The 15,390-nt window shown below is 70.6% G+C and carries 13 protein-coding genes and 1 riboswitch; of the genes, 4 read left to right on the forward strand and 9 right to left on the reverse strand.

Annotated elements, in window-relative coordinates; all coding sequences use genetic code 11:
- Position 1: 1 nt before the first annotated feature.
- From CCZ36_RS25570 to CCZ36_RS25580, 3 genes are all read right to left on the reverse strand, one after another.
- Positions 2 to 2,779, reverse strand: coding sequence for a LuxR C-terminal-related transcriptional regulator (locus tag CCZ36_RS25570; protein WP_128818649.1), 2,778 nt, complete (start codon positions 2,777 to 2,779; stop codon positions 2 to 4).
- A 616-nt stretch (positions 2,780 to 3,395) separates the two neighbouring features.
- Positions 3,396 to 4,412: a pyridoxal-phosphate dependent enzyme gene (locus CCZ36_RS25575; protein WP_079149614.1), complete on the reverse strand. Its 1,017-nt coding sequence runs from the start codon at positions 4,410 to 4,412 to the stop codon at positions 3,396 to 3,398.
- Between the two features lie 427 nt (positions 4,413 to 4,839).
- A complete protein-coding gene (locus tag CCZ36_RS25580; protein WP_069738363.1) occupies positions 4,840 to 5,622 on the reverse strand; it encodes a transposase family protein in 783 nt (260 codons plus the stop codon).
- Between the two features lie 263 nt (positions 5,623 to 5,885).
- Between CCZ36_RS25580 and CCZ36_RS25585 the strand changes: the two genes are divergently transcribed.
- On the forward strand, positions 5,886 to 6,557 hold the full coding sequence (locus tag CCZ36_RS25585; protein WP_069738364.1) for an HAD-IA family hydrolase: 672 nt from the start codon (positions 5,886 to 5,888) through the stop codon (positions 6,555 to 6,557).
- Between the two features lie 444 nt (positions 6,558 to 7,001).
- On the opposite strand, the gene CCZ36_RS25590 is transcribed toward CCZ36_RS25585, so the two are convergent.
- The 6 genes from CCZ36_RS25590 to gcvT all read right to left on the reverse strand — a co-directional run bounded on the left by CCZ36_RS25590 (position 7,002) and on the right by gcvT (position 12,355).
- The gene (locus CCZ36_RS25590) at positions 7,002 to 7,394 is read right to left on the reverse strand and encodes a type II toxin-antitoxin system VapC family toxin (RefSeq protein ID WP_128818650.1); all 393 of its coding nucleotides are present in this window, start codon (positions 7,392 to 7,394) and stop codon (positions 7,002 to 7,004) included.
- The gene (locus tag CCZ36_RS25595; protein ID WP_069738366.1) at positions 7,391 to 7,654 is read right to left on the reverse strand and encodes a hypothetical protein; all 264 of its coding nucleotides are present in this window, start codon (positions 7,652 to 7,654) and stop codon (positions 7,391 to 7,393) included. The genes CCZ36_RS25590 and CCZ36_RS25595 overlap by 4 nt, the downstream gene beginning before the upstream one ends.
- Before the next feature lie 251 nt (positions 7,655 to 7,905).
- On the reverse strand, positions 7,906 to 9,291 hold the full coding sequence (locus tag CCZ36_RS25600; protein WP_069738367.1) for an L-serine ammonia-lyase: 1,386 nt from the start codon (positions 9,289 to 9,291) through the stop codon (positions 7,906 to 7,908).
- Positions 9,292 to 9,460: 169 nt separating this feature from the next.
- Positions 9,461 to 10,720 carry a serine hydroxymethyltransferase gene (glyA, locus tag CCZ36_RS25605; RefSeq protein ID WP_069738368.1) on the reverse strand — a complete coding sequence of 420 codons (1,260 nt, stop codon included), beginning with the start codon at positions 10,718 to 10,720 and terminating at the stop codon, positions 9,461 to 9,463.
- 19 nt (positions 10,721 to 10,739) lie between these two features.
- A complete protein-coding gene (gene gcvH / locus CCZ36_RS25610) occupies positions 10,740 to 11,117 on the reverse strand; it encodes a glycine cleavage system protein GcvH (RefSeq protein ID WP_006127740.1) in 378 nt (125 codons plus the stop codon).
- Between the two features lie 122 nt (positions 11,118 to 11,239).
- Complete coding sequence (gene gcvT, locus CCZ36_RS25615; RefSeq protein ID WP_069741829.1) at positions 11,240 to 12,355, reverse strand: glycine cleavage system aminomethyltransferase GcvT; 1,116 nt, start codon at positions 12,353 to 12,355, stop codon at positions 11,240 to 11,242.
- A gap of 175 nt (positions 12,356 to 12,530) precedes the next feature.
- Positions 12,531 to 12,628: riboswitch (glycine riboswitch) on the reverse strand.
- Positions 12,629 to 12,802: 174 nt separating this feature from the next.
- On the opposite strand from gcvT, the gene CCZ36_RS25620 reads away from it, so the two are divergent.
- From CCZ36_RS25620 to CCZ36_RS25630, 3 genes are all read left to right on the forward strand, one after another.
- On the forward strand, positions 12,803 to 13,495 hold the full coding sequence (locus CCZ36_RS25620) for an AAA family ATPase (protein WP_069738370.1): 693 nt from the start codon (positions 12,803 to 12,805) through the stop codon (positions 13,493 to 13,495).
- 69 nt (positions 13,496 to 13,564) lie between these two features.
- Positions 13,565 to 14,335, forward strand: a complete 771-nt coding sequence (locus CCZ36_RS25625) for an enhanced serine sensitivity protein SseB (protein WP_128818651.1) — start codon at positions 13,565 to 13,567, stop codon at positions 14,333 to 14,335.
- A 188-nt stretch (positions 14,336 to 14,523) separates the two neighbouring features.
- Complete coding sequence (locus CCZ36_RS25630; RefSeq protein ID WP_069741827.1) at positions 14,524 to 15,312, forward strand: enhanced serine sensitivity protein SseB C-terminal domain-containing protein; 789 nt, start codon at positions 14,524 to 14,526, stop codon at positions 15,310 to 15,312.
- Positions 15,313 to 15,390: the final 78 nt, after the last annotated feature.

The raw sequence follows: 15,390 nt of genomic DNA on the forward strand, positions 1-15,390 counted from the left end.
CTCAGATCCGGTGGGCGAGGTCGCGGCGGGAGAGCGCGCCGGTCTTCCGCATGGCACCGGCGATGTGCTGCTCCACGGTCCGCGGGGAGAGGTGCAGGGTCGCGGCGATCTCCCGGTTGGTCAGCCCGGAGGACGCGAGCTGGGCGACCTCCGCCTCCCGGGGAGACAGCTGGTCGGAGTGCGACGGGCGCCCGGGCGGCCGCCCCTTCTTGGCGGGCTGCCGGGTACGCAGCAGGGCCCTGGCCCGCGTCGCGTCCCAGACGGCGCCCAGCTCGGTGAAGTGCTGGGCGCAGGCCTCCAGCTCGGCGATGGCCGAGGCGGTGGTGGCGCGGTCGCGGGCGGGGGCGGCGGGAACCTCACCTGACGCACGCGCACGGCCCTCCCCGGCTTCCGCGCCCTCCCCACCCCTCGCCTCCGCCGCATCCGCCGCGAGCTCACACCGCCCCGCGCACTCGGTGGTCAGTGCCTGGCTGTAGGGGCGCGGAAGCTCCGCGTAGACCGCGGCCGCCTTCCGGTACGCCTCGGCCGCCGACAGCAGACCGTCCGGCCGCCCCTCGGCCAGGGCCTCGTTCTCGGCGAGTACGGCCCTGCTCCAGGCCAGCGCGGCCCTGGCGGCGGGCGCGTCCGCCTCTCCGAGACCCCGGGCGAAATCCCGGACCATGGCGTGCGCCGTGGCCGTGTCGCCCGCCCGCGCCAGAGCCTCCACGGCCCACGGTGCCAGTTCCGCGGCCCAGGGCCACACCCCCTTCTCGGCAACCACCGTCCACGCCGCCCGCGCCTGTTCCGCCGCGTCCGCCACCTCCTGTCGGGCCAGCGTCAGGCGGATCACGGCACCGGCCGCCGTCGCGCCCAGGGGGACCGGCAGGTTCTCCGTACCGAACGTTCCGCGCTGGGACAGCCAGGACCGGGCCTCCCCCCAGTCCCCCTGGGCGACGGCCAGCAAGCCGCGTACGACGTAGGCGTCCGAGGAGAGGAACGGCATGTCCGCGGTGTCGGCGACGAACTCCTCGCACCGCTTGGCCAGGCCCAGCCACTGGCCGGTCCAGAACTCCTGGAGCAGCCGCGTCCCGGACGCGCTGTGCTCGGTGTACGGTGCGCCGCTGCGCGTGGCCAGCTCACGGCCCTCGGTCAGCAGACCGTCCACGCGCCGGTAGAAGCCGAGCCAGACGGCGGAGTCGGCGGCGTTGCACAGCCCGCGCGCCGCCTGCCGGGCGCAGGCGCGGTCCGTGCTCTGCACGGGCAGCCGCTCCACCAGGTCCCAGGCCTCGGGATCGGCCCAACTCATGGCGAGACCCACATGGTTGGCCAGCACCGCGGTGCGCATGGCGTCGTCCCCGCTGTCGTCCGCGGCGGCCGAGGCCTTGATCAGCCACCCCCGGTGGACGTCGAGGGAAGCGCCCGGCCAGTAGGGGGTGACCAGGGCCGCCATCGCGCGGGCGGCCAGCACGGACCGCACCTCGCGCAGTTCGGCCGCGGCGACCTCCAGCACCCGCCAGCCCTCCTCGAACCGGCCCATCTGGTTGGAGAGCATCAGCCCCAGGTCGAGCCGCAGCTCCCCGCGTACGGCCGGCGGAAGATCCGCGTCCCGCACGATCTGCTCCAGCACCTCCACGGTCTGGTCCGAGCGCAGCCCGGTCACCGCGTTACGGGCCAGCAGCGGCGCCAACCGGGCGCGGGCCTGCGGGGGGATGCCGGGGGTGGCGAGCGTCCGCTCCAGCAGGGTGATCGCTTCCTGGTGCCGGCCGGACGCCGCCGCCGACTCGGCCGCCTTCTCCACCGCCCTGAGCCAGCCGCGGTACTCGCCGGCCGCCCGGTGGTGTTCGCCCACGGCCGCCCAGGCCACGGGCTGTCTGCGGCCGAGCGCACGGGCCGCCCGCCGGTGCAGATCCTGCCGTACGGGACCGGGCACGGTGTCCCGTACGGCAGCGGCCGCCAGCGGGACGGCGAAGCCGTAGCGGCCCTCGCCCAGCTCCGCCAGGGCCGCGCTCTCCAGGGCCCGCAGCAGCGCGTCGCTCCCCGGCCTGGCGCCGAGCCCCGAGACCGCGATCAGCTCGTCCCCGGCGGCGGGCCCGTCCAGAACGGCAGCCGCCCAGACCAGCGGCCGGTGCGCCGGGGACAGTGCGTAGGTACGGCTGAGCACCAACTCCGCCAGCCGGGTGGGCACACCGGCGGCGGCCACCTCGGCGGCCGTACCGCTGAAGGCGGGCCGCTGTTCCCGCAGCATGGCCAGCAGGTCGACGACCGCCCGGGGAACTCCACCGGTACGCTCGCGCAGCGCGCTCACGGCCTCGGCCGTACAGCTCTCGCCCAGCGCCTCCGCCGCGACCCGGCGGACGCGTTCCTCGTCCCAGGACGCCAGGCGGTCCCTGAGCACGGTCAGCCGGAAGGGATACGTCATGGCGGAGCCGCCCAACGGCATCCCGGGGACGGGGAGTTCCTCGGGACGGTAGGTCACGGCGGCCGCCGAACCGGGCTCCAGCCCCGCCAGCACCCGCCGCAGCCGCCGCAGCTCGTCCTCGTCCGCCCGGTGGACGTCGTCCACCAGCAACAGAGTCGGCTCCCGCCAGGTCTCGTCCTCCTCCGGCAGCCCACCCTCCGCCCCGCACCGCCACCACAGCCGGGCCACGTCGGACGTCTCGGGCAGATCGGCCAGCGCCCGCAGCAGATGCGTCTTGCCGAGCCCGGCGGAGCCTTCGACGAACAGCAGCACCGGCCCTGCGTCACGGTCGGTGAAAGCGCGGGCGAGGGACCGCCGGGCAGAACCACACGTCGCGATCACGTCGCCACCCTCGCTCTCCGTCGTCCCGTGGCCCGGGCCCACCACAGTGATGCCCAGGCCCATTCTCGGCGAACGACAACGGACGTACCTCTTCACGGGCAGTCGCCCGCGGTCACGGTCCGCGCACGCGGGGCGAGGCGGGTGCTGCCCGGACGTGACGCGGAGGCCCGGACGTGCGGAAGGCCCTTCGGCGAAACGGCGCGCAGCGGAGCACGCCCGGCCGACTGCTGACCACAGGGCGCAGGGCCCTTCCGGCTGGGACCCGGAGGACGACGCGCGCAGGCTCCTTCCGCAAGCCCGGTCACCGCGGCCCGAAGCTATGCCACGGCTGTGCCCACGGATATCCGAGGAGCCCGATCCACGGATACGCAATCAATGTCACCGGAGATACGGCCGTGCCACCTGAGACACAGCCGTCCCGCAGGGGCCGGCCCGTGCTCACGCGTCGCGCCCGCGCAGAACCAGCAGGCCTGCGGCGGCCGCCGCGACCGCTCAGCCCCAGCGAGTGCTTGCCGCCCGTGGCACGATGTGCGCTGTTGACGAGTCTTGTCACTGCGGGCGGGTGCATCTCGTGCTTCCGGTCAGTGTCGGGCTCCCCCTCCGCGATAGCCGCAGGCTAACGCGCCGCCGTGACCAGGGCGGCGATGTCACCTTTATGGCCGCGCCGCTGGAGTTCGGCCGCGCCGGCCAGAGCTGCGGCGGAGGAGAGTTCGACCAGCCAGCCATGAGAGGCGGCTTCAGCCTGGGCCCTTGCCAGGTCGTCATCGTCGAGGACCAGAACATCGCCATCGCTATGGCGAACTGCCCTTACAGCAGCGGCCGTTGCTTGAGGATCGCTGATCGACAGCGCTTCCACCCGGTCGGGGTACTCGCTTGGCAGAGGCTGCTCACGCCCGTTCCTGACTGCTTCGTGGAGGCTGGGGAAGCGCACCACTGCGAGCATTCGGGGGACTCTGGGGATCCAGCCGAGCTGCCGGATCTCGTCGAATCCTGCCACCATCGCGCAGAGGGCGTCGCCACGGGAGACCGGTACCGCGATCCAGTCGGGGACCGACCAGTCCCGTTGTGCAGCGATCTCGTAGGCCAGTGAGCGATAGGCGCGAACTCCGACGGGCTGGCTGCTCACCGGTGGAGTCCGATAGTTGCTGATGGGGTACCAGCCCTGCTCGCGGACTCCTCGTTCGAGTTCGGTCCACCGCCCGTGCCACGATTCGGAGAAGCGGATCTCGGCCCCCATCGCCCGCAGCGAACGCTCCATCTCCGGCGAAGCCGTTCCGCCTTCCTTGGCGAGAATGACGCAGTGCAGCCCTGCGGCAGCGGCATACGCAGCCGTGGATACGGCCGCATTCCCGGTCGAGGCGACCGCAACCGTACCGAATCCCTGTGCCTGTGCCCAGGACACGGCCATACTCGCCATCCGGTCTTTGAATGATCCGGTCGGATTTGCCCGCTCATCCTTGACCCAGACTCCTGGCATGTGTCTCAGGGGAACCAGGGGCGTATCTCCCTCCCCCAGAGAGACCCGGCTCGGCAGGGGAGGGAAGAATTCGCGCCACTTCCACATTGATTTATCAGTCTGCGCGGGGGTGGGGCGCTGGGGGCTGGTGCCTTCACGGTGTAGCTCCACGGACATGTGTACTCCGCGGTCCCGACAATGAGGGCAAGGGTGCACCTCGTGGGATATTCCGCCCTCCCACTGGCAACTTGGGCACCGCAGGCCCCAGACGCCATCATCGTTGGCCAAAATTGATCACCCTTTCAAAATCTGCAAGTGATCTTATGCGTTCATCAAGTCTTATAGTTGACGGATTGACGTGACTCAATCTATGACGGGGCACTTCGTGAATCGGCATGCGCGTATGCCGCTTGAGGCGGTGGGAGAGGGCGACGCCATCGTCGACGCCTCAAGTGACCTATGCGCTTGCGCTCGCATGTCAGAAGGGCGATCTTCGATGTGGCGTCGCAGGCGGGTCCGGAGGCAAGCCGACGTCAATCCATCGGCTAACGAGCTCGTGCACGGTAGGCGGTGAGATGTCGAGGCTGTCGGCGGGGCTCGGTGTTCAACTCTGCCGTGTCGACGTCAGGTCCGCGGTCTGCTGATGGGACAGCAGGCCGGCGACGGCTTGGACGGTGTCGCTCATGTGCTCGCGGCGGCCGAGGTGGCGGGCCAGGGCACGCCAATTCTTCAGATGGGCGATGCCGTGCTCGACCCGGATTCGCCTTGAGGAGTGTGCCTTGCGCTGGCGTTCGTACATTTCCTCGTACCAGTCCGGGGCGTTCTTCTGGAACTTGCGGTGCGGTGGTGTCACCACCGCACCGCCGGTCTGCGCGCCAAGGCCCTGGTAGCCGGCATCGGCGAGAATCTCGACCGCGGGCCCGTCGGCCAGGAGCTTGACCAGCCCTGATTGGCGGGCGTGAGTGATGTCCGCGCAGCTTGCGGGTCGTGCTGGGCTGCACCACAGCACGCGGCCTTCGGCGTCCGTGACCACCATGGACTTGACGGCGTTCTGCTTGTTCTTGCCGGAGATGAACTTGTCGCGGTCCTTCCGTCCGGAGGAGGGCCGACGGACCCGGATCTCGGTGCCGTCGATGATGCCGGTCGTCCCGCTCGCGCCGAGGTGGTCGACGACGTCGGCCAGAGTTCGCAGCCGCACGTCGGGGCTGACCGTGCAGCCTCGCTCGGCGAGCAGGGGCCGCACCTCGCCGACGGCCCGGGTGATGGTGGAGCGGTCCACGCCGAACCAGCAGGGCAGCACGTCGTGGGTGACCCCGTGACGAAGATGGACGAGCGTGGCCAGCAGCCGATCGACAAACACCAGCCGGTGCTTTGCGCCGGCGCCCACGGCCCGCTTCCGTGGCCGGGAGGTGAGCCGGGCCTGGTGACGCTCTTGCCACAACGGGCCGATCTCTTCGACGAGTTCAGCAATCACTCCCACAGCCAGGCCCGTGATCCGCCGATTGCTGATGATCACCGCACGCGTTGAGTTCCCCACCACAAGACCATGATCGAGGATCAGGAGCTCGACGTCTCACCGCCTACCGTGCACGAGCTCGTAAGGCTTGTCCCGCAAACTGCCTGCTCAGTGCCTGATGGCATGATCGATGCGTGATCAGTGAACCCGGCCGTCCTGGCGCGATGAGGTATGTCCTGTTCGATGTCGACGGCACGTTGATCGACGCCGTGGACAACCAGCGCCTGGTCTGGCACACGTGGGCGGAGCGGTACGGACTGGACGCTGATGAGGTCTACCGGGTGGCTCTGCAGACGAGGCCGATGGAGACGTTCGCGCGGGTTGCCCCCGACCAGGACCCCCAGGAGTGCCTGGCCGCCCTGCACCGGCTGGAGGACGAGGACGTTCGAGACGGTTCATACGCTGCCTTCGACGGTGCCGCTGAACTGTTGAATGTCTTGGAGGGCGGGACGTGGGCGCTCGTGACGTCGAACTACGAGCACCGGGTACGTGGGCGTTTCGCACGGACGGGTTTGCCGGTTCCGAAGGTCGTCGTGGATGCAGCCGCTGTGGCGGAGGGCAAGCCGTCGCCTGTGCCGTATCTGCAGGCAGCCGCGCACCTCGGCGCCAAGCCGGAGGACTGCCTGGTCATCGAGGACGCCCCCTCCGGGGTGCGGTCCGGACTGCGTGCCGGGATGACGGTGTGGGGCGTCAACACCCCTGTGGCGGTCGATGGCGTGCATCGTCACTTCGGCAGCCTGCGGGAAGCGGTCCGGGACATTCTTGCCTTCTCGTCCGGGGCCCGACCTGACCGGCTGGAGGCTTGAGCCGCAAGGGAACGACCGTGCTGTGGCTGGTGTGGGGGAGCCGTGGCCTGGGGGGAAGCAGGCGCACACCCCCTCCCGCAAACTCCACCACCTCAACCTCGCCGGATGAACGAGCAGGCCCTGAGCACTCGCGCACGTGAATCCACTCGATGATCATTGCGGGAGAGGCGTCAGCACTCGATGATGTTCACCGCGAGCCCGCCCCGCGCCGTCTCCTTGTGCTTCACGCTCATGTCGGTCGCATGTGGTCGTGCTTCTGACCTGCCGATTTGGTGCCATGAGCGCGTTTTGCGTCCTTGCCAAGCGCCGGGACATCCTTTGGTTCTGCGATGAGCGGCAGCGCGGTCGAGCCGGTGTCTGTTCGGCCGAGGAGGCTTACTGCCCGAGGCCTTCCGCGCAGCGCTCTGATTCGCACAAGAGGCGGGTCGAGTCGCGGCCTCGCGGTCAGACCTTGATGACGCGGATGCTGGGGCCGCAGAGCGTCAGGAGGTCTTCGGGGTCCGATGTCAGGACGGTCGCTGGGCCCGGCGAGGTGAGTGCGGTGGCGGCCACGATGGCGTCGAGGGCGTACGTGTGACCGTGCAGTCCGGCCGCGGCCAGGAGCTTGCTCGCATGGCGGGCGATGGCTTCGGTGGGCGGGATGATGTTCACGCGGGAGACTGCGTAGTCGAAGCGGGCCTGGTTGACCCTGGGGTCGCGTGCTTCGACGAGGGTGACGGAGCTGGTGACGACGCGGATGTCTTCGGCTTCGGCCGCGGCCAACCACTCGGTGATCTCAGGCGTGCGTCGCACCAGTTTGGACAGGCCTTCGCAGTCCAGGACGAGCGTGCCGCTCACGCGGCGTCCGCGGCGTCGCCGCGGAGAATGGCGCGTTTGGCGTCGACCGCCGCCTGATCGACCGGGCCGTGTTCGGTTTCCGCGTCTTCGATGAGCTCGCGCAGCCGGTCCCGTTCCAGTTGGCGCTGGATGAGGGTCTCGACGTAGGCGGACATGCCTCGTTTGCCCGTACGTGCCTTGAGGGCAGCGATGGTGCCTTCGTGGAGGGAGACCGATACGGGCCGGACGGGTCCTTCGCCGGGCGCCTGGGAGGTAGCCATGGGGCCGAGTTTAACAAATCTCTTGTTATTGGATGCGGGTGACCTTCCAGGCGGGTGTGTCGGAGGGACATCCATTGCTGCGCGGGTGTCGCGAGCTTCCAGGTCAAGCGCCCATCGGCGAGGGATCCGTCAGGGACTTCGCGGGGACTCTCACGTCTGTCCCACGGGAATTCCAGGGACTTTCCGCCGCGTGAGCGGGGAAGGTCCTGACAGTGCTGAAAGACGTAAACGCGCTGGTCAGGGCCTAAACCTCAGCACTCGATGATGTTCACCGCGAGCCCGCCCCGCGCCGTCTCCTTGTACTTCACGCTCATGTCGGCCCCGGTCTCCTTCATGGTCTTGATGACCTTGTCGAGGGAGACCTTGTGGCTGCCGTCGCCCCGCAGCGCCATCCGCGCGGCCGTCACCGCCTTCACCGCCGCCATGCCGTTGCGCTCGATGCAGGGGATCTGGACGAGGCCGCCGACCGGGTCGCACGTCAGGCCCAGGTTGTGTTCCATGCCGATCTCGGCGGCGTTCTCCACCTGCTCGGGGGAACCGCCGAGGACCTCGGCCAGGGCGCCGGCCGCCATCGAGCAGGCCGAGCCGACCTCGCCCTGGCAGCCGACCTCGGCGCCGGAGATCGAGGCGTTCTCCTTGAAGAGGAGGCCGATCGCTCCTGCCGCGAGGAGGAAGCGGACGACGCTGTCCTCCTTCTCCGTCTCGGTGCACCCGTGGGAGGCGAAGTTCATGTAGTAGTGCAGAACGGCCGGGATGATGCCCGCCGCGCCGTTCGTGGGGGCGGTGACGACGCGGCCGCCCGCCGCGTTCTCCTCGTTTACCGCCATCGCGTAAAGGGTGATCCACTCCATCGCGTGGGCCTGCGGGTCGCCCTCGGCGCGCAGCTGGCGGGCCGAGTTCGCCGCGCGGCGGCGGACCTTGAGACCGCCGGGGAGGATGCCCTCGCGGGACATACCGCGCGAGACGCAGGCCTGCATGACGCGCCAGATGTCCAGCAGACCGGAGCGGATCTCCGCCTCCGTGCGCCAGGCCAGCTCGTTCTCCAGCATCATCGAGGAGATGGACAGGCCGGTCTCGCGGGAGAGCCGCAGCAGCTCGTCGCCGGTGCGGAAGGGGTGCTTGAGGGCCGTGTCGTCCGGGACGATCGGGTTCTCGCCGGCCACCGCGTCCTCGTCCACGACGAAGCCGCCGCCGACCGAGTAGTACGTCTTCTCCAGGACCGGGGCGCCCTCGGTGTCGTACGCGAGGACCGTCATGCCGTTGGCGTGGTACGGGAGTGCCTTGCGGCGGTGCAGGACCAGGTCGTCGTCGAAGGCGAACGGGATCTCGTGCATGCCCAGCAGGTTGATCCGGCCGGTGGAGCGGATCTCGTCCACGCGCGTGTCCGCCGTCTCCACGTCGACCGTCTGCGGCGACTCGCCCTCCAGGCCGAGCAGGACCGCCTTGGGCGTGCCGTGCCCGTGGCCGGTCGCGCCGAGCGAGCCGTACAGCTCGGCCCGTATCGAGGCGGTGTGCGCGAGCAGGCCCTCGTTCTTCAGGCGGCGCGCGAACATCCGGGCGGCCCTCATCGGGCCCACCGTGTGGGAGCTGGAGGGGCCGATGCCGACCGAGAAGAGGTCGAAGACCGAGATGGCCACGGGAGGACTCCTTGGGGGGTGGGAAGACGCCGTTGTCTGCCTGGTGGTGCGGGACAAGCGGGGCAAGCGGGAGAAAAGCCGATTCGGGGGGCAAGGAACAGGGCACCGCGCTCACTGCTCCCAGTGTGCGCGGTGCCCCGTCACGATGCGCGGAACCGCAGGCCAGGTGCTACTTCAGGCCGGGGTACAGCGGGAACTTCTCGGCCAGCGCGGCGACGCGGGCCTTCAGGTCGTCCGCGTCGTACGACGGCTTGAGGGCGGACGCGATGATCTCCGCGACCTCCGCGAAGTCCTCGGCGCCGAAGCCGCGGGTGGCCAGTGCCGGGGTGCCGATCCGCAGGCCCGAGGTGACCATCGGAGGACGCGGGTCGTTCGGAATGGCGTTCCGGTTGACCGTGATGCCCAGCTCGTGGAGCCGGTCCTCGGCCTGCTGGCCGTCCAGCTCGGAGTTGCGCAGGTCGACCAGGACCAGGTGCACGTCGGTGCCGCCGGAGAGGACGGAGACGCCCACCTCGGTGACGTCCGGCTGGACCAGGCGCTCGGCCAGGATCCGGGCGCCGTCCAGGGTGCGCTGCTGGCGCTCCTTGAACTCCTCGCCCGCCGCGACCTTGAACGAGACCGCCTTCGCCGCGATCACGTGCTCCAGCGGACCGCCCTGCTGACCCGGGAAGACCGCCGAGTTGATCTTCTTGGCGAGCTCCTGGGTGGAGAGGATCACGCCACCGCGCGGGCCGCCCAGCGTCTTGTGCGTGGTGGTGGTGACGACATGGGCGTGCGGCACCGGGTTGGGGTGCAGCCCGGCCGCGACCAGTCCCGCGAAGTGCGCCATGTCGACCATCAGGTACGCGCCGACCTCGTCCGCGATCCGGCGGAAGGCGGCGAAGTCGAGCTGGCGCGGGTAGGCGGACCAGCCGGCCACGATCAGCTTCGGCTGGGACTCCTTGGCGAGGCGCTCGACCTCCTCCATGTCCACGACACCGCTCTCGTCGACGTGGTAGGGGACCACGTTGTAGAGCTTGCCGGAGAAGTTGATCTTCATGCCGTGGGTCAGGTGACCGCCGTGGGCCAGGTTCAGGCCCATGATCGTGTCGCCCGGCTTCAGCAGCGCGAACATCGCGGCGGCGTTCGCCTGCGCACCGGAGTGCGGCTGGACGTTCGCGGCCTCGGCGCCGAACAGGGCCTTGATCCGGTCGATCGCGATCTGCTCGACGACGTCGACGTGCTCACAGCCGCCGTAGTAGCGCCGGCCGGGGTAGCCCTCGGCGTACTTGTTGGTGAGGACGGAGCCCTGCGCCTCCATGACGGCGACCGGAGCGAAGTTCTCCGAGGCGATCATTTCGAGGGTGGACTGCTGACGGTGGAGCTCGGCGTCGACGGCGGCGGCGACGTCCGGGTCCAGCTCGTGGAGGGAGGAGTTCAGAAGCGACATCAGGGGGTCCCTTAAGGTCTCAGTTGCCGGAGAACGCGGTGTACTCGTCGGCGGAGAGCAGATCGGCCGGCTCCTCCGCGACGCGCACCTTGAACAGCCAGCCGCCCTCGAAGGGAGCGGAGTTCACCAGCGAGGGGTCGTCCACGACGTCCTGGTTGGCCGCCGTCACCTCACCGGTCACCGGCGAGTACAGATCGCTGACGGACTTGGTCGACTCCAGTTCGCCGCAGGTCTCGCCCGCGGTCACCGTGTCACCGACCTCCGGGAGCTGGGCGTAGACGACGTCACCGAGCGCGTTGGCCGCGTACTCCGTGATGCCGATCGTGGCCACGCCGTCCTCGACGGCCGACAGCCACTCGTGCTCCTTGCTGTACCGCAGCTGCTGGGGGTTGCTCATGACCTGAATTCTCCTGTACGCGGGGGAGTGCTGATGAACGGTGGTCTTACGGTGTGAGACGGAGGTACGTCACTTCTGTGACGCCCGCACGCCGGTATGTGGGCCCGGGTTGTTCCGGGATATCACTTCTGGCGCTTGTAGAACGGCAGCGCGACGACCTCGTACGGCTCGTGCGTGCCCCGGATGTCCACGCCCACGCCCCCGGTGCCCGGGGCGGCGAAGGCCGCGTCCACGTACGCCATGGCGATCGGCTTGCCCAGGGTGGGGGAGGGGGCGCCGGAGGTCACCTCTCCGATCACCTTGCCGTCCGCGACGACCGGGAAACCGGCGCGCGGGACTCGGCGGCCCTCGGCGATCAGGCCGACCAGCTTGCGCGGCGGGGCGGTCTCGGCGCGCTCGGCGGCGGCCTTCAGCGCCTCGCGGCCGATGAAGTCGCCTTCCTTCTCGAACTTCACGACCCGGCCGAGACCCGCGTCGAAGGGGGTCAGCGCGGTCGTCAGCTCGTGCCCGTACAGCGGCATGCCCGCCTCCAGGCGCAGCGTGTCCCGGCAGGAGAGCCCGCACGGGATCAGGCCGTGCGGCGCGCCGGCCTCCGTCAGCGCCTGCCACAGGGCCTCGGCGTGCTCGGGCGCGACGAACAGCTCGAAGCCGTCCTCGCCGGTGTAGCCGGTACGGGCGATGAGCGCCGGGACCCCGGCGACCGTGCCCGGCAGGCCCGCGTAGTACTTCAGCCCGTCCAGGTCGGCGTCGGTGACGGCCTTCATGATGGCGGGGGACTCGGGGCCCTGGACCGCGAGCAGCGCGTACGCGTCCCGGTCGTCGCGCACCTCGGCGTCGAAGCCGCCGACGCGCTCGGTCAGCGCGTCCAGCACGATCTGGGCGTTGCCCGCGTTGGCGACCACCATGTACTCGGTCTCGCCCAGCCGGTAGACGATCAGGTCGTCGACGATCCCGCCGTCCTCCTGGACGATCATCGTGTAGCGGGCCCGGCCATTGCCGACGGTGGCGATGTTGCCCACCAGCGCGTAGCTCAGGAAGGCGGCGGCCTCCGGCCCGGTGACGGTGATCTCGCCCATGTGGGAGAGGTCGAAGAGGCCGGCCCGGGTGCGTACGGCGTGGTGCTCGTCGCGCTCGCTCGCGTATCGCAGGGGCATGTCCCAGCCCGCGAAGTCGGTCATGGTGGCGCCGAGCGAGCGGTGCAGCGCGTCGAGGGCAGTGAGACGGGGGGCAGTGCTCATGGATACGGCTCCAGGGCATGACGACGTCAGGACGGAAATCCTCCCCATCTGTCATCGGAACCTGAGAGGTTCGCCGATAGCCCCTGACGGGGTATACCCCGGAGGGCACCCCTGTTCAGGGGGCTCGGCTTGCACCTTGGGTGGAGTCGCGGGGCGACTCGCTTTTCAGATCTGCCTCATCCACGCGGTACGGGGCCTGAGAGATTCAAGGGAGGATCTTGCTCCTTCGGCGCCCGGCTCACACTGTGGCCGGAACTCTCCCGCGTGGATTCGAACGGCCGGTATGCAGTTGGCGGGGTCATCATCGCACGCATTGGGGGAGAGTGGGGGGTCAGGTCTCCACGCAGGTGAAGACATCGACGGCAGGCCCGGGGCCGGTTGTGCCGTATTGCCTTTTCTTTACACTTCAGGGGCAGGCGTGGGAGACCGACAGCAGGGGGATGGGCGATGACGTTGCAGCGGTCGGTACCGGCCGCGGGGGTCGCGCACGGCGCGATGCCCGCACAGCCCGGCGCACCCGTGCGGGAACTGCTGGAGACCCGTGCGCCGGTGGTACGCGACCTGCGCGGGCGCACCGACTGCGGCCCCTTCGACCTCGATCTCCCCGCCGGTGACATCGTCGTGGTCTCCGGCCTGCCCGGCAGCGGCAAGTCGACCCTCATCCGGCGGGCCGTGCGGGGGCGCTCGATCGACTCCCAGAACACCCGCGACGGCTGGGCCGCCGCCCTGCCCGGGTTACTCCCGTACGCCTTGTACCGCCCCCTCGTCCGCGCCGCGCACTACCTCGGCCTCCGCAAGGCCCTGCGCTCCGGTGAATCCGTCGTCGTGCACGACTGCGGCACCCAGACCTGGGTACGCCGCTGGCTCGCCCGGCACGCGGTGAGCCGGGGCCGCACCCTCCATCTGATCCTGCTCGACGTGACGCCCGAGGTGGCCCGGCAGGGGCAGCGCGCACGCGGGCGCGGGGTCTCCGGCTACGCCTTCGCCCGCCACCGGCACGCGGTGGCCCGGCTGCTCCGCGACACCGAACAGGGCCTGCTGCCCGCCGGCTGCACCTCCGCGGTGCTGCTCGACCGCGAGGCCGCGGGGGCGCTCGGCCGCATCTCCTTCACGGACGCCGGAGCTTCCACCGCCCGCTGAGGTTAGGGTGCTGGCCGGAGCAGTGGGCCGCCGCGGCGGCCCGGGCGGTTGAGAGAGGGCACAGAGCCAGTGGACATTCCGGCACCCGCACCGGCCCACCCCCAGCAAGGGTGGCCCGCCAACGAGCTCGAAGAGGTGCTGACGGCCTCGCTCGGCGTCCCGGACGCGGGCGGCCGCCTCGTCGAGGTGCTCGGCCGCAGCTCCGTCTGGGTGCCCCTGCCGAACGGCGGCACCCCCGCGAGCGCGGACCTCGACCTGCCGATGATGGAGATCGACGGCGCGGCCTTCGTCCCCGTCTTCAGCTCCGAGGCCCAGTTCCTCAGCTGCGTCGGCAGCCACATGTCCTTCACCGTCGCGCCCGCGCGCGACTTCGCCCGCGGCCTGCCCCCGCAGGTCGGCATCGCCGTGAACCCGGGCGGCGCCGTCGGCATACCTCTGCCGCCGCCCGCCGTCGCCGAGCTCTGCCGGGCGGGCCGCACCGCCCTGGACGGGCCCGCCACCGGCGGCCGGGTCCGGCTGTTCGAGCCGGACTGGCAGCACGACCCGGTCGACTTCCTCACCGCCGTGTCCGAGGAGTTCGAGGCCACCGGAGTCGTGAGCACCGCCCGCCGGACGCTGGCCAGCATCGAGGGCGGCGACCCGGTCCTCTTCGTCGGCGTCGAGTTCGCCACCTGGGACGGAGCGGGTCAGAGCGCCCCCATGGACGCCCTCGGCCGGGCGCTCGGCCGGGTCCAGGTGCCCTGGCCGGTCAACCTGGTCCTGCTCGATGTGGCCCAGGACCTCGTCGGCGACTGGATGCGGGAGAAAGTACGCCCGTTCTACCGCCGCGAGGGCCACTGAGGCCACCGGATCCACCGGCGGAAGGGCCACCGGCGGCCCCGGGACCGGGCGCCGCGGGACCGTGGCGTCAAGTCGGTGTCTGAAGTGGCGCATAAGCTGGTTTGATGGCGTGGTCGCTCCCGTGTGCCCGGGAGCGATGGCGTGAATGCGACGGATCTGCGACGGATCGACGAGGGGCGGAACCCAGGGTGAGTGCGTCAGGCACCGCGGCGGCCGGAAAGGTGGAGCAACTGCTCCGCCAGGTGACCCCCGGGCGTTACGACGCCTACGAGGAGCTGCTCTCCGCTGTCGCCGAGGGTCGGATCTGGATGCTTCTCTGGCACGGCACGGCCGGCTCACCGGACGCCCAGTACGGAAACATGGAGATCGACGGGTTGGGGTACGCCCCCTGCGTCACCTCCGCCCAGGAGCTCTCCGCCAGTGGCTGGAACCGTGCCCACGAGCTGGTCACCGGACGCGATATCGCCCGCGCCCTGTTCCCCGACCGCTGGGGCATCTGGCTCAACCCGCACGCCCCCGGGGGCGGCGTCGGCATCCCCTGGCTCGATCTGCGCCGTATCGCCACCGGCCTGGACCGGCTGCCCGCCGGACCGCTCCGGCTGAGTGAACCCGCCATCGAACTCCCGCAGTTCTACGCCCTGCTCACCCAGAACGCCCACCGCACCCCCGCGATCCGCTCCCTGCGCCGCGCCTGGGTGCACCCCGCGGTCGGCGTCCCGTATCTCGCGATCGGCCTCGACCTCTACGACACCGGCCGCGCCTCCGTCGAATCGGTGCGCGAGATGATGCGGCAGTCGGTCGGCGCGGTCCCCGAGGGGCTGCCGGTCTCCACCGTCGCGCTGTCCGACGAGTACGACCCGGTCGGCATGTGGCTGCGCGCCAACACCCGCCCGTTTTACGACCGCGAGGCCCACGCCCCGGCGGGCCCCCCGCCGGCCGCCGCCCCCGGCTACGGCTACCCGCCCCTTCCTCGCTGAGCCGAAGGCCTCGCCGATCTGAGGGCCTCGCCGACCCGGAGGGCCCGCCGCCCCGGAGGGCCGGCCGGGCCTGGAGGG

This window comes from Streptomyces sp. S063 (assembly GCF_002832675.1).
Classification (GTDB): Bacteria; Actinomycetota; Actinomycetes; order Streptomycetales; family Streptomycetaceae; genus Streptomyces; species Streptomyces sindenensis.